Source organism: Bacillus xiamenensis (genome assembly GCF_000300535.1).
GTDB lineage: Bacteria > Bacillota > Bacilli > Bacillales > Bacillaceae > Bacillus > Bacillus xiamenensis.
Map to the genome: position 1 here is coordinate 1 of NZ_AMSH01000076.1, position 14,401 is coordinate 14,401.

14 protein-coding genes and 2 riboswitches are annotated in these 14,401 nt (G+C 40.9%); of the genes, 10 read left to right on the forward strand and 4 right to left on the reverse strand.

Going from position 1 to position 14,401, the window contains the following annotated elements; translation table 11 throughout:
• Positions 1–73: 73 nt before the first annotated feature.
• Entirely contained in the window at positions 74–1,093 is a 1,020-nt protein-coding gene (locus BA1_RS16770) for an acyltransferase family protein (RefSeq protein WP_008361469.1), read from the reverse strand.
• A gap of 293 nt (positions 1,094–1,386) precedes the next feature.
• Between BA1_RS16770 and BA1_RS16775 the strand changes: the two genes are divergently transcribed.
• The 3 genes from BA1_RS16775 (at position 1,387) to BA1_RS19705 (ending at position 4,314) form a co-directional block, all read left to right on the forward strand.
• The gene (locus BA1_RS16775; RefSeq protein WP_008361470.1) at positions 1,387–3,597 is read left to right on the forward strand and encodes a PAS domain-containing sensor histidine kinase; all 2,211 of its coding nucleotides are present in this window, start codon (positions 1,387–1,389) and stop codon (positions 3,595–3,597) included.
• A 1-nt stretch (position 3,598) separates the two neighbouring features.
• A complete protein-coding gene (locus BA1_RS16780; protein WP_008361472.1) occupies positions 3,599–4,090 on the forward strand; it encodes a methylated-DNA--[protein]-cysteine S-methyltransferase in 492 nt (163 codons plus the stop codon).
• Positions 4,091–4,179: 89 nt separating this feature from the next.
• Positions 4,180–4,314 carry a hypothetical protein gene (locus BA1_RS19705; protein ID WP_264431089.1) on the forward strand — a complete coding sequence of 45 codons (135 nt, stop codon included), beginning with the start codon at positions 4,180–4,182 and terminating at the stop codon, positions 4,312–4,314.
• A gap of 24 nt (positions 4,315–4,338) precedes the next feature.
• Here BA1_RS19705 and mtnA read toward each other — a convergent pair whose 3' ends face one another.
• Both mtnA and mtnK read right to left on the reverse strand, forming a co-directional pair.
• Positions 4,339–5,400, reverse strand: a complete 1,062-nt coding sequence (gene mtnA, locus BA1_RS16785) for an S-methyl-5-thioribose-1-phosphate isomerase (RefSeq protein ID WP_008361474.1) — start codon at positions 5,398–5,400, stop codon at positions 4,339–4,341.
• Positions 5,401–5,406: 6 nt separating this feature from the next.
• Positions 5,407–6,600: an S-methyl-5-thioribose kinase gene (gene mtnK, locus BA1_RS16790; RefSeq protein ID WP_008361476.1), complete on the reverse strand. Its 1,194-nt coding sequence runs from the start codon at positions 6,598–6,600 to the stop codon at positions 5,407–5,409.
• Between the two features lie 80 nt (positions 6,601–6,680).
• Positions 6,681–6,838, reverse strand: a riboswitch (SAM riboswitch).
• Positions 6,839–7,002: 164 nt separating this feature from the next.
• Here mtnK and BA1_RS16795 point away from each other — a divergent pair.
• The 6 genes from BA1_RS16795 (at position 7,003) to BA1_RS16820 (ending at position 12,042) form a co-directional block, all read left to right on the forward strand.
• Positions 7,003–8,193 carry a pyridoxal phosphate-dependent aminotransferase gene (locus BA1_RS16795; RefSeq protein ID WP_008361477.1) on the forward strand — a complete coding sequence of 397 codons (1,191 nt, stop codon included), beginning with the start codon at positions 7,003–7,005 and terminating at the stop codon, positions 8,191–8,193.
• A 44-nt stretch (positions 8,194–8,237) separates the two neighbouring features.
• Positions 8,238–8,339, forward strand: a riboswitch (SAM riboswitch).
• A gap of 99 nt (positions 8,340–8,438) precedes the next feature.
• On the forward strand, positions 8,439–9,656 hold the full coding sequence (mtnW, locus tag BA1_RS16800; RefSeq protein ID WP_008361479.1) for a 2,3-diketo-5-methylthiopentyl-1-phosphate enolase: 1,218 nt from the start codon (positions 8,439–8,441) through the stop codon (positions 9,654–9,656).
• Positions 9,657–10,352 carry a 2-hydroxy-3-keto-5-methylthiopentenyl-1-phosphate phosphatase gene (locus BA1_RS16805; protein ID WP_008361481.1) on the forward strand — a complete coding sequence of 232 codons (696 nt, stop codon included), beginning with the start codon at positions 9,657–9,659 and terminating at the stop codon, positions 10,350–10,352. It begins immediately after the preceding gene.
• A complete protein-coding gene (locus BA1_RS16810; RefSeq protein ID WP_008361483.1) occupies positions 10,316–10,954 on the forward strand; it encodes a methylthioribulose 1-phosphate dehydratase in 639 nt (212 codons plus the stop codon). Before BA1_RS16805 ends, BA1_RS16810 begins: the two co-directional genes overlap by 37 nt.
• A gap of 16 nt (positions 10,955–10,970) precedes the next feature.
• Positions 10,971–11,501, forward strand: a complete 531-nt coding sequence (locus tag BA1_RS16815) for a 1,2-dihydroxy-3-keto-5-methylthiopentene dioxygenase (RefSeq protein ID WP_008361485.1) — start codon at positions 10,971–10,973, stop codon at positions 11,499–11,501.
• Positions 11,502–11,799: 298 nt separating this feature from the next.
• Positions 11,800–12,042 carry an aspartyl-phosphate phosphatase Spo0E family protein gene (locus BA1_RS16820; protein WP_008361487.1) on the forward strand — a complete coding sequence of 81 codons (243 nt, stop codon included), beginning with the start codon at positions 11,800–11,802 and terminating at the stop codon, positions 12,040–12,042.
• 43 nt (positions 12,043–12,085) lie between these two features.
• On the opposite strand, the gene BA1_RS16825 is transcribed toward BA1_RS16820, so the two are convergent.
• On the reverse strand, positions 12,086–13,591 hold the full coding sequence (locus BA1_RS16825; RefSeq protein WP_008361490.1) for an ATP-binding protein: 1,506 nt from the start codon (positions 13,589–13,591) through the stop codon (positions 12,086–12,088).
• Between the two features lie 205 nt (positions 13,592–13,796).
• Between BA1_RS16825 and mhqR the strand changes: the two genes are divergently transcribed.
• Positions 13,797–14,252: a MarR family transcriptional regulator MhqR gene (gene mhqR / locus BA1_RS16830; RefSeq protein ID WP_003211701.1), complete on the forward strand. Its 456-nt coding sequence runs from the start codon at positions 13,797–13,799 to the stop codon at positions 14,250–14,252.
• Positions 14,253–14,401 lie beyond the last annotated feature (149 nt).

Sequence of the window (14,401 nt, forward strand, 5' to 3'; positions counted from 1 at the left end):
GGCTCAAATAAAGTTCATTTTAGCCCTTTGTCAACAATCTGAACGATCCGCTCCTCATAGGGATCGTTTTTTTCTATTTGATATAGCTGTTTTGTCTGCCAGTGACCGTTCGCATCAGGTTGGTCATTTTGAGCTCGATGACTGGCTGTGCAACAGTTTTAACAAATGTACTAGACAGGGTAAAGGTTAAGAGGATCGTCAGCAGCAAGAGCAGCAATACACTTGCCGTATTGAGCGCCCAATCATCAAACCAAGTCGTTCTTAAAAGCTTAATCGCAAAGCCATGTAATAAATAGACATATAACGTTCTCGTGCCCCATTTCGTAAAGAAGAACCGGCGTGTTGGGACTAGCGCAAAGAAACTAAAGGTAGCAGCAAATGCAAGTAAATACCATGCCATTCGTTTCATAGCTGCAACGAGTCCTTCATCTCCAAGGGAAGAGTACGACTGGGACCCAAATAAGAAGGAATAATCGAATTCATAAAAATAGCAAAACATGAACACGGCCATCAGTACAAGAAGTGCGGTCACTTTTCCTTGACTTGTTCGGATGAATTCAAAGTGCTGTCTCTTTAAATAAAAGCCCGCCAAAAACATAGGTAAAAAGACAAGCGTACGCGATAAGCTAAGTGTATTGCTTATGCTGTCCACGTAACCAGCAAGTAAGGCAATTGATAAACTGACAATCATCGCCCAGTGGAACGGTAGCTTTGAAAAAGGAATGAGCAGCAAATTCCAAAAAAATAAGCTAATTAAAAACCATAAAGACCATTGTGGATCCATCGGATTTAAGTTAGACATGCTTTGATCCTGTAAGAAATAATAATACACAGAATAGATGACCTGGAAAATCAAATAGGGGATGATCAGCTTAACGGCAACTTTTTTCATAAAACCTGGTTTTCTAAAGCCTTTTGCAAAGAAGCCGGAAACCAATATAAAAGCCGGCATATGGAATGTATAAATAAACTTGTATAAGTAGAGCATCCAATCATTATCATGAATGAATGACCGTAACAAATGACCAAAAACAACTAGAAAAATCAGAAGAAATTTCGCATTATCAAAATAACTATCTCGTGAGGATGCCATAACATCACCTTTCCTGCTTCGTTTCAAACATAAACGTTCTATGTGCACTATTCCCTCATTTGCCCCATTTTAAAATACATTTCGGCTCCTTTCGCTATTTGATGTGAAATTGTAGAACGGTTGTAAAAGAAGCGTAAGAAAAGAGAATCATGATACAATCGTGTCATCCAAATGAAACAAACTGAACAAACCTCGTGTAAAAAGTTATCTTTTTTTATGAGTCGAATGAAGGAACAATGAAAATATTGTAGAAATATTGTAGAGGAATGAGGCTGGAAAAGGAGTGTAAGAGAATGACTGAAACGCTCGATGGCAAACAAGTAGCTGCCGCAGAAGATATCAGAAAATTAGAAAAAGAGAACGAATATTTACGAAATGAATTAATGCAGCAGAAGATGCTGTTAAATAAGACGTTAGATGCCATTTTTATATTTGATCAGCACCTCAACATTATCCAAGCCAACGAAGCGACGTGCAGGCTTGTACAGACACCGAAAGAAGACCTCCTCAACAAATCCGTTCTAGATTTCTTATACGGCATCCCCAAAAACAAAATTGAATGCTCACTTGAGATTTTTTTTCGAAAAGGAACATTAAAACGAGAGATCTCCATTCAGCTTGAAAATGGAGAGACAAAATATATTGAATTTATGGCAGAGCATGATGCAGTAAATCAACAATATTTTGTGGTCATGCGTGATATTTCTTCAAAGAAAATATTAGAGCGAGAACGTTCAATGAATGAGCAGTTGTTCAAAGATTTGTTTGATCGAGCGATTGATGGTATGGTCATTTTTGATCAAGATGGCTGTATGATTGACGCCAATCACTCCTTTTGTCAGAGCTTTGAACTTCAAAAGACAGATTTAACAGACCGCTATTTAAATGAATTTGTTGAACAAGAGAATCTTCCAGCCCTGCATCAGCTGTTAACGTCACTGAAAGAAACGGGGAAAGCAAAGGGAGAGCTGCCTGTTACCCTTCAATCTGGGAGGCATAAATTATTTGAACTGACCATTACATCAAATGTGATGAGCGGTTTTTATATGTCCATCATGCGTGATATTACAGAAAAACGATTAATGGAAGAAAAGCTGCTAAAAAGTGAAGAACGTTTTAGAGAAATATTCGAAAATGCGATGGATGCGATCATCATCTGGGCGGATGATGGAGAAATTGTAAGGGCCAATGAATCAGCCTGCCGAATCTTTGAATTACCAATGCATCAGCTGATTGGCAAGAATCTCATCGACTTTCTAGTCAAATCTGATAGAAGATACCGGCCTACAAGAAGGCGATATATGAGGAATCTTGAGATAAGAGAAGAACTCCTTTTTAGAATGGCGAATGGCCAATTTAAAGAGCTTGAATTCACTTCAAAGCATGCGGTATTAGAAGGACAGCACTTAACCATTTTACGTAATGTCAGTGACAGAAAACGAATGGAAGAAGAGTTGCGAGAAAGTGAGCTCAAATTCCGTAAAGTATTTAATGGCTCAATGGATGGCATTGTTCTTTTCGATAATCAATACCGAATTATTGATGTGAACCCTTCTGCAAGCGAACTGCTTGGACTACATGATGATCATTTAACGGAAATGAATCTTTTTCATATCCTTGCGCCCTATCAAATTGAGAATTTGGCACAGCCAGCTCAGGCGATGTCGTTAGATGAGATGGACAATGAAGTGCCATTTGTGCTGAACCATCCAGATCAGCGCATCTTGGAATTTTCCTTTAAACGTAATATTATTCATAATATGAATTTGGCGATCTTTAGAGATGTGACCGAACGCAAGGAATTAGAAGATCGGGTGAGGAAATCAGATACGCTTCATGTGGTCGGAGAGCTTGCTGCTGGAATTGCGCATGAAATTAGAAATCCAATGACGGCTTTAAAAGGCTTCATTCAGCTCTTGAAAGGGAACATTGAAGGTGAGTATTCGCTCTATTTCAATGTCATCACATCAGAGCTAAAAAGAATCGAATCGATCATTACAGAATTTTTAATTTTGGCGAAGCCGCAAGCCATCGTGTATGAAGAAAAAGATGTGGTGCAAATTGTAAAAGACACGATGGATCTTCTTCACGCACAGGCCAATCTTGGCAATGTGCAAATGCACCTGAATGTATTGGATGATATTCCGCTCATCTACTGTGAACAAAACCAATTAAAGCAGGTGTTTATTAACATTTTAAAAAATGCGATTGAAGTGATGCCTCGGAAAGGAAATGTATATGTGAGCATTAAGCGGAAGGGCGAGGAGCATATTGTCATCTCCCTTCGTGATGAAGGCTGCGGCATGGCAGAGGATAAACTAAAGCGTCTCGGAGAACCATTTTATACAACAAAGGAAAGAGGGACTGGACTTGGCTTAATGGTCAGTTATAAAATTATTGAAGAGCACCAAGGAACGATTGAAGTAGAAAGTGAAGAAGGCGTGGGGACAGTGTTCCATCTCACGCTTCCACTCAGGCAGCAGAAACAAGAAGGGGAGCTTTAATGTGTATTATACAGTCTATAGCGCACCAATCGGGGCATTATACATACTAGAGAAAGACGGTGTCATCATCGAAGTGATGTTTGATGATGAGCCGTTTTTGGCCAAAAAGCAGGCAGCGCATCTAAAAAAAGAGGATACGTCTGTATTACGAGAAGCAAAAAAACAGCTTGATGAGTATTTTAAAGGCGATCGTAAAGGATTCGATCTTCCTCTCAAACAAGCAGGCTCTCCATTTCAAGAGCAAGTGTGGGAGGCACTTTCCGCTATTCCGTATGGTGAATCAAAAAGCTATGCAGATATTGCAGAAGCGATCGGCAATCCAAAGGCAGTCAGAGCCATTGGACAAGCCAACAGGCGTAATGCCTTGCCTATTTTCATTCCGTGTCACCGGGTCATTGGAAAAGACCGGTCTCTAACGGGGTACGCAGGGACAAAGACGGAAATGAAAGCGGCCCTGCTAGAATTAGAAGGCATCCCATTTGTTCAAAAATAAACCGATTGACCTGTTCCAAATGTTTGGTGAGCGACATATCCTTTTATTAAGCTAAAAAAGTTGGTTGAGGGAAAAAGGAGGCCGCTGGCATGTTTTGGGGCAAAAAGAATAAAACGTACGCCGTCACATCACTATGTGTCAAAATGAACGTGTTGACAGAGGAACAGAAAAAAGACATATTAGCCAAAACGATTGGAACAAAAAAGCGCGATGCTCTTAAATGATAAGAACACGGCGCTTTTGTTATATCAGCGTGAAATGCTTTCAGAGAATAGCGCATCAATCTCTTCTGTATAGTTGGAAGTGATGATGCCTTTTTCTGTAATGATGCCTGAAATGAGATGGTGGGGAGTGACGTCAAAGGCCGGATTAAATACCTGAACATCAGGAGGCGCAATTTGGATACCGTTTAATTCCTTTACTTCCTGCGGGTCACGTTCTTCAATCGGAATATCTGCCCCGTCCAGTGTCGACACATCAAAGGTCGAAAGAGGTGCTGCCACAAAAAATGGAATTTGAAAGTGTTTAGCCAAAACAGCTAGACCTAGCGTTCCAATTTTATTTGCTGTATCACCATTTCTAGCGATTCGATCTGCCCCAACAATGACAGCAGAAATTTGTTTTTCTTTCATCGTATGGGCGGCCATGTTATCTGTGATGAGTGTCACATCTACACCGCCCTGCATCAATTCCCATGTCGTCAGGCGAGCGCCTTGAAGGACAGGGCGTGTTTCACATGCATAAATGTGAAGGTCGAGGTTTTTCTTTTTGGCTAAATAAAAGGGAGCAAGCGCTGTTCCGTACCGGCTCGTTGCAATGGAGCCTGCGTTACAAATGGTCATAATTCGATCACCAGATTTAAAGAGCTGGAGAGCATTTTGACCGATTTGACGGCATGTTTCTTCATCTTCGATTTGAATTTGAATGGCTTCATGGACAAGGTCTGTTTTGGCAGCATTCACCGAAGCAGCACGTTCAATACGCTGAAAAAGCCGTTCTAATGCCCAGGCGAGGTTCACAGCGGTTGGACGGGCACTGTTTAAATATTCTTTTAGACGGGCGACTTCTTGTTTAAACACATCAATGTCCTCTGTATCAATCTCTTGGGCACTAAGCGCCAGCCCAAATGCCGCTGTAATGCCTATAGCAGGTGCTCCGCGTACTTTTAACGTCACAATTGCATCATACACATCTTCTTTTGTATATAAATGCTCAAACACGGTTTCAGCCGGTAATTTTTGCTGATTCAAAATGTTGATACGGTTTTCTTCCCATTCGACGGAACGGGGAACTTCAAATTCTTTAGACAAAACTCGTCACTCCTTTACAGTTTGCTGGAATAATGCGACGAGGTCAGACGCTGTTTCCACTGCATGATATTGTTTGATGAATGTTTTTCCGAGCGTAATTGCTGCTTTTTTCTGCTGAAGCCTTCTCGAATGTGATGGAATCGCATCAAGATCAGCCGCATTAGCAAGACCGATGGTTCGGCGAACAAGCTCACAGCCAGCAAAGCCTGCCGCTTCTTTTAAAATACGCTCTAAGGTTGCTTCCAAAAAGCTGTCCGATACACTATACGCTTCAATGCTGTCTTCTTTCCAGGCTTTTGTGAATACTTCTTTGAATGTTGCCCACACATTGACGACATGGTCAAAAAGATGCTGCTGCATCTGTTCATTCTCATGAGATAAAGCATTTATGAAGAGATTGGCTATAAAGTGACCGATATCGAATCCAAATGGACCGTAAAAAGCGAATTCTGGATCAATGATTTTCGTTTCCGTTTCGTTTGCAAAAATACTTCCTGAATGAAGATCGCCATGAACCAGTGTTTCAGCCGATGTTAAGAAGATATGCTTTAGCTCTGCTGCTTTTGCTTGCAGTTCAAGGTCAGCCCACAGCGCTTTTGCATCTTCTTTTAATCCCTCTTCGAAGTCATTTGTTTCACTATCAAAGAAAGGATCTGTGAAGACGAGTTTTTCTGTGATGTCACAGAGATCAGGGTTCGTAAACTGCTTCACGAATTGTTTTTTAATTTTAGGATTTGTGGCAAAGTCAGATGTGTAAAATAACGTTTTGCCTAAAAATTCACCGACATGATCTGATAAATACGGATAATGTTTTCCGGCAATTAGCCCTTTTCTGACGATTTCAAGGTGTGATAGATCCTCCATTGCTGTCACCGCAAGAGCTGTATCTGAATAATAGACTTCTGGTACAAGGTGCGGTACATATTCTGACTGCTTGATGAGTGCTGCACTTTCGATTCTTGCGCGGTCTAATGTGAGAGGCCAGCTTTCCCCAACGACCTTTGCATAGGGAAGAGCTTGCTTAATAATCAGCCCTTTTTCGCGTTTGTGATCAAAAATATGAAAGACGTAATTTAAATTCCCGTCACCGATTTCGGTACATGTCAAATGACTGCTTTCTTGGATTAATCCAAGTCTAATAGCCAGTGCGACTGCCGAACTCTCTGTTAATTCTTCATATGATGCCGTAAGTGTAACCAATTGCTTCCCCTCCAAATCATATAAAAAAGCCTCTTTCTCCTGAGAGAAAGAGGCTTGATCGCGTGTATGCTCGAAGCCTCTCTTATCTCTCAGCACATACGTCTGATGGAATTAGCACCGTGCCCTATAAGACAATTGTCTTGGCGCTGTACTTGCTGCGCCCCACTTCACAGTGGTATTAACGGTCGGTTGCTGTTGGGGTCAAAAGGCCAAATCCCTCGCCCAACTCTCGATAAGAGAAATCAATATGTAATTGTTTCATGTCTGCATGCATTTCTTAATTTAAGATATTATCAGAGCCACGCATCACATGTCAATCTTTTTTCAAAATTGCTTTACAATTCATAAAACAATCCATTACAGTGATTGTATTGTCACGTAACTTGAATAGAAGGTGAAGAAATGGAATTCCAGCAATCAGATGTATTGAAACAATTACCGAAACAGTTTTTTGCGTCGCTTGTTCAAAAAGTGCAGAAAAAAGTGAAGGAAGGGGCAGATGTCATTAATTTAGGCCAGGGAAATCCTGATCAGCCCACCCCGCCGCATATTGTAAAAGCGATGCAAGAAGCGGTAGCAAAGCCCGAAAATCATCAATATTCCTCATTTCGCGGAACGGCAAAACTAAAAAAGGCAGCCGCAGTTTTTTACGAAAGAGAATATGGCGTCTCACTTGATCCGAAGACGGAAATTGCCATCTTATTTGGGGGGAAAGCGGGACTAGTCGAGCTGCCGCAATGCTTACTTAATCCAGGTGATACGCTGCTTGTCCCAGATCCGGGTTATCCTGATTACTGGTCGGGTGCCGTGCTTGCTGGAGCTCACATGGTGACCATGCCGCTTCTTGAAAAAAATAATTTTTTACCTGACTACAATCGACTGTCTGAGGATGATAAGAAAAAGGCAAAATTGATGTACTTAAATTACCCAAATAATCCTACTGGTGCGACTGCAAGCCGGACTTTTTTTGAGGAAACTGTTACGTTTGCGAATGAACACAAAATGTGTGTTGTGCATGATTTTGCTTATGGAGGCATTGGATTTGACGGCGAAAAGCCGATCAGCTTTCTGCAAATAGATGGGGCGAAAGAGACTGGCATTGAAATTTACACATTGTCCAAAACGTATAATATGGCCGGCTGGAGAGTCGGTTTTGCAGTAGGGAATGCCTCTGTCATCGAAGCCATTGAGCTTTATCAGGATCATCTGTTTGTGTCGCTGTTTAAAGCGACTCAAGATGCTGCGGCGGAAGCACTTTTAAGCGATCAAACGTGTGTACAGGTGCAAAATGACCGGTACGAAAAAAGGCGGAACACTTGGATTCATGCATGTAAAGAGATTGGATGGGACGTAAGCGCACCAAAGGGATCATTTTTTGCCTGGTTAAAGGTGCCTGAAGGGTATACATCTGAAACCTTTTCTGATGTATTATTAGAGAAAGCACATGTTGTCGTTGCGCCGGGAAATGGCTTTGGCGCTCACGGTGAAGGCTATGTCAGAGTCGGTCTTTTAACAAGTGAGGAGCGGTTAAAAGAAGCCGCTGAACGCATCGCTGCATTGCAGCTGTTTGAAAAAAAGCCATTGACAACGTAAAAAAATGGTGCGATAATTCAGGCAATATTTAAGAAAATTGAATATTCTTATCAAGAGTAGGCAGAGGGACTAGCCCAATGAAGCCCGGCAACCGACTTCCATGAAGCACGGTGCTAATTCTTGCAGCAAGCGCTGAGAGATAAGATTCGGATGAATGAGACGAAACCTCTTTAATGCGCTGACAAAGCACTTAAAGAGGTTTTTTTACTGACCATATACAGGACGCAATCGAAAGGGGATTCCTAGTGAGTGAATTACTGGCAACATACGTATTAACACATCGAGCGGATGAACAAATAGACCGAAAAGCGGAGCAGATCGCACTTGGATTAACGGTCGGGTCATGGACGGACTTGCCGCAGCTCAAAAAGGAGCAGTTGAAGAAACATAAAGGCCGCGTGGTGAGCGTAAAGGAAAAGGCTGCCGCAGTTGATGGCTTGTATCAATCAGAGGTGACAATTGCTTATCCTGAGGCTAACTTTTCAGCTGATCTACCCGCCGTTTTAACGACGATTTTCGGAAAGCTTTCACTAGATGGGAAAGTAAAGCTTGTCGACATCGCATTTTCAGAAGGGTTTAAAAGAAGTCTGCCTGGACCGGCATTTGGAATTGAGGGGATACGAAAGAAGGTAAATGTGTTTGATCGACCGCTGTTGATGAGTATTTTTAAAGGCGTGATCGGCCGTGATATGGCGGATTTAAAAGAACAGCTCCGTTTACAGGCTTTAGGTGGTGTTGACTTCATCAAAGATGACGAGATTTTATTTGAAAGTCCATTAGCCCCCTTTGAAGACCGAATCAAAGAAGGAAAAAAGATATTAAAAGAAACATATGAACAGACAGGACATCGCACGCTGTACGCAGTTAATTTAACTGGCAGAACCTTTGACCTGAAAGATCGAGCAAGAAAGGCAGCTGAACTCGGAGCTGATGCGCTTTTATTCAACGTCTTTGCCTATGGACTTGATGTGATGCAAAGCTTAGCTGAGGACCCAGAGATTCCATTGCCGATCATGGCACATCCAGCAGTGAGCGGCGCATTTACATCTTCTCCTGATTATGGATTCTCGCATTCTCTTCTTTTAGGCAAATTAAATCGTTATGCTGGCGCTGATTTAAGTCTTTTTCCCTCTCCTTATGGGTCAGTTGCACTTCCGAAAAAAGATGCCCTTGGTATCTATGAAGCTTGTGTGAAAGAAGATGCGGTTCAAAAAACGTTCCCTGTCCCATCAGCAGGCATTCATCCTGGAATGGTTCCGGTATTGATCAAAGATTTTGGACGCGATCATGTGATTAACGCAGGTGGAGGAATTCACGGACATCCGCGGGGAGCCATCGGCGGCGGAAAGGCATTTCGCTCTATCATAGATGCGGTGATCAAAGAAGAATCCATCCAAGAAAAAGCATCATCTTGCCAAGACTTAAAAGCAGCACTTGATCTTTGGGGAAGGGTAGCAGAATAAATGAAAAAACCAATTGTATGTTGTGATTTTGATGGAACGATTACGAAAAATGATAATATTATCCGCATCATGAAGCACTTTGCCCCAAGTGAATGGACGAAGCTGAAGGAGGGTGTTCTGTCAAAAGAGATCACGATTCAAGAAGGCGTCGGACAGATGTTTCAATTACTGACGAGTGATCAGAAGGATGCCATTCAGTCGTTTATTTTAGAAGATACAGAGATTCGGGAAGGATTCGAACAATTTGTCGATTATGTCAAAAAAGCAGACATTCCTTTTTATGTTTTAAGCGGCGGTATGGACTTTTTTGTCTATCCAATACTCGAAGGCATTGTAGATCAAGAGAAGATTTATTGCAATTATGCATCATTTAAAGAAGACCATATTCAAGTTGAATGGCCGCATGCCTGCGATTCAGAGTGTCACAATGGCTGTGGCTGCTGCAAACCTTCGATTATTCGAGAGCTGACGAAGGAAGATGACTTCATTATCATGATTGGAGATTCAGTCACTGACGTTGAGGCAGCAAAACATGCAGATCTCACGTTTGCGCGTGACTATTTATTGAATGAATGTAAAGAGCTTGGACTCGTGCATAAAGAGTATGAAACTTTCATTGATCTAAAAGCGCAATTTGTTCAAATAAAGGAAGTGAAGGAATGGGAGACGCAAAGAGTAAACGCTGGCAGGAGCTAGCAGACATCAAACGTGAACTGGCACAAAGAGACTGGTTTTACGGAACAAGCGGCAATCTATCGATTAAAGTGTCGGATGATCCAATCACGTTTTTGGTGACGGCAAGCGGCAAAGATAAACGAAAAGAAACAGACGAAGATTTTGTACTTGTGAATGCAGCAGGTCAGCCTAATGATCCGAATCAGCCGCTTAGACCTTCAGCTGAAACACTGCTTCATACATACGTGTATGAGCGGACGAAAGCAGGCTGCTGTCTTCATGTCCACACAATTGATAATAATGTCATGTCTGAGCTGTATGGGGATAAAGGAGAAATTCGTTTTAAAGGCAACGAAATCATCAAAGCCCTTGGTTATTGGGAAGAGGATGCTGAAGTGGTTCTTCCCATTATTGAAAACCCAGCTCATATTCCGCATCTTGCAGAACAATTTGCAGCGCACTTGACAGAAGGGGCGGAATCCGGTGCTGTCCTCATTCGTAATCATGGCATCACCGTTTGGGGGAAAACAGCATTTGAAGCAAAACGAGTCTTAGAGGCTTATGAATTTTTATTTAGCTATCATTTGAAATTAGCGCTTTATCAAAAGCAGCTGGTCAGATAAAAAGGAGGAAAAACATATGGCGACAATTTATATTCATAATGAAGAAAACACGTTACTTGAGAACGAACAAGAGGTAGCAGCGTATTTAGAACAACAAGGGGTCATTTATGAGCATTGGGATATTGAAAAATTACCAAATCGATTATCAGAAAAGTATGATTTAACAGATGATGAAAAAGAAGAAATTTTAACTGTTTTCCAAGAGGAAATTCAAAGTATATCTGAACGAAGAGGGTACAAAGCGCAGGATGTGATTTCATTATCAGATGCGACACCAAATCTTGATGAACTGCTCCAAAACTTTAAACGTGAGCACCATCATACAGATGACGAAGTAAGATTTATCGTGAGTGGTCATGGAATCTTTGCTATTCAAGGCAAAGATGGCATCTTTTTTGATGTAAGACTGAATCCAGGAGATTTAATTTCTGTGCCTCCGAATATTCGTCACTACTTTACACTTCAAGAAGATCGTAAAGTAGTCGCAGTTCGCATATTTGTCACAACTGAGGGCTGGGTACCGATTTACGAGGAAGAAACGGTTTAATAGAAGGAGCTGATCATTCGCACGGGCGGAAGATCAGCTTTTTTTAGGAAAAAAGACATAAAATGAGAGAGAAAATAGTTGATTTTGGTCTTCTGCATAGGATAAAATTCTGTTTAATCAATGTGTCAGTCCTGTCCAAATTTGAAGTTTACCCCCAGATATGATTGGGTAAAAGGTCTTTAGACTGTAAAAAATTAAATAAAATAAGCATATTTAATTTAATTTACAAATAAAGTATAATTTTGGTGTCGGATCATTTAGAGCGTAGACAGACGAATTCATTGCGGGAGCTGAGATCATGAATATTTATATACGGAAAGAACAGCTGTTGATGTCAATTGATGAAAAGAGAAAACAAATGGTAGAAGCGGCTCAAGTAGAAGGGTATACAGGTGAGACGACAATTAAATATAGTCAAGAACTGGACAACTTGATGAATGAGTATCAGCACCTTCTTTTTCATGAAAAACAGTCTGTTGCATCCTTTCATGACCTTGTGTCTCAAATGAGTCTCCTGTCTGTGAATCGTCCCTCTTATTGACATGTAAAAACCGGTCTTGCATAAGCAAAACCGGCATCATGTCTCAATGATTAGGTGCGGAAGGAAGCGTGATGATCACGGTTGTTCCTTTATTCATTTCGCTTTGAATATCAATTGTCCCGCCATACATCGAAATGATTCGTTTACACACAACAAGCCCAAGACCTGTTCCTTTTTCCTTCGTTGTAATAAAAGGGAGGAAGATATGTTTTAGCATTTCTTCTGGTATGCCTTCCCCAGTATCTTTCACTTTAATGATGACCTGTTCTTTTTCAGCCTCAATCACAATCTTCAAATGACCGCCGTTTGGCATCGCTTCTAATGAGTTTTTCGCTACATTTAATACGACTTGTTTAATGTGATCCTTCGTGCAATACACACCAACATCTTGAATGGTGTTGATTTGCAAATCAACCTCGACATTATAAAGATTCGCCTCAGAAAAAACGATTGGCATGATCTCACTTATAATTTCTTTCACCGAATTATTTTGCCACTTTTCTGCCGTTGGTTTTCCTAACACAAGAAACTCACTGACGATTTGATTAATCCGTTTAATTTCTTCCTCTATGACAGAAAAATAGAGCTGATCTTCTTCTGAACGATACTTCTTTTGCAAAAGCTGGATAAACCCGCTGATGCCTGTTAATGGGTTGCGAATTTCGTGAGCCGTACTTGCCGCGAGTGTGCCAATTAATTCAAGCTTCTGTGCTTCATTTTGATGGCGTTCCTGCTGGGTTTGGCGTCTTAAAATGATATATTGGACTAGCGTGAATAAAATATTTAATAGAATAAATGCACTGGATAAAGGAAACAGCATCACTGACAGCACTTCACTTGTTGTCGCACGCTGCGGAAAAACCTCAAGCTTCCAGCTGTTTTCATCTAAATATGTAGACACGGTGCTGCCACTTTCAGATGCTGGCTGCGGACCACTCGTAAACACAACGTGTCCATTTTGATTCAGCATCTTAAAATGAAGCTCTGGGTTCAATACATTCATAATATTTTTTAAATAATCAATTTGAATAGCGGCGACTAGTACATTGGTGACTTCTTCATCTTCATTCAAAACAGGGACACAAATGGAGAGAATCCGCTGATTTGTAATACGGCTTACATAATTATCTGTAATGACGGTTTGCTTTGTGACTTGAATGCGCTTAAAGTAATCTCTGAATGAAAGGTTGATTTTTTCTTTTAGCGGTGTGGTACTGGCTGTTACATTTCCTTTTTTGTCTAGGAGATACAGGCCTGAAAAACGAGGTTCTTGTTTATAGATTTTCTCTAGGATGTTTTGTACTTTTTTCGTCTCAAGCGGCTGGTCAAATCCCATGGCAAGGGAAGTTAATCTCGCCTCTGTTTCACTTATTAAATAATTCATTTGGTTTTTGTGAATATTTAACATAAGTGTAGCAGTTTGTTTGTTTTTTAAATCGATTTTTTCAGTTTCTTTTTCGTAGATAAAATAACTAATGATTAGGGTTGGAATCATGACCAAAATAAGGTACAGCTTGATCTTCTTCCAAAGCCCTTTCAATATACTCATCATTCATCGCTCCAACGTATTACCTAATAGACTTATTATAGCACTGAACCTATCTTTATTACGATGACTTGTGTGATTTTTAAAAAATTAGGTGATTCGTTCTGGTCTCATTTTCATGCTAAAGATAGATCAACATGTTGACATTTTACTTATTGTTTATTAATGTCACATTAGTAGGTTGCATTTCATAAAGGATGATAAAAAAATGGAAAATCATAATGTTGAGAAATCTTTGAAATTATTTATTGTATTATCACGAGCCTATCGCTCCATTAATCATCACATGAACAAACATATTGTGAAGCACGGTCTGAATCCGACTGAATTTGCTGTACTAGAATTGCTATATCATAAAGGTGATCAGCCGCTTCAGCAAATCGGTGATAAGATCTTACTTGCAAGCGGAAGCATCACGTATGTGGTTGATAAATTGGAGAAAAAAGAACTCCTAAGTCGAAAAGCTTGTGCAGAAGACCGCAGGGTGACATTTGCGCATATTACGGAGCAGGGACGAGCTTTGCTTGATGACATCTTCCCTGATCATGCGAAAGAAATTCATGAGATGATCAGTGTGCTCAGTGAAGAAGAAAAGGATGCCTGCATCGATATGCTCAAACATGTAGGGCTGCGTGCCAAGCATTTATATGATCATAAAGAATAAACACATAAAAAAGGAAGCCGCTGGCTTCCTTTCAGCGTGTAGGCAAACCCTCGCATTCTTTGTCAGTCCTGCGTGCCGGTGCTCACGAATGTTAAATTCGCTCCGCTCCGGTACTCGTACTTCCTAGACTGCAAAGGGTTTCAGTTCAC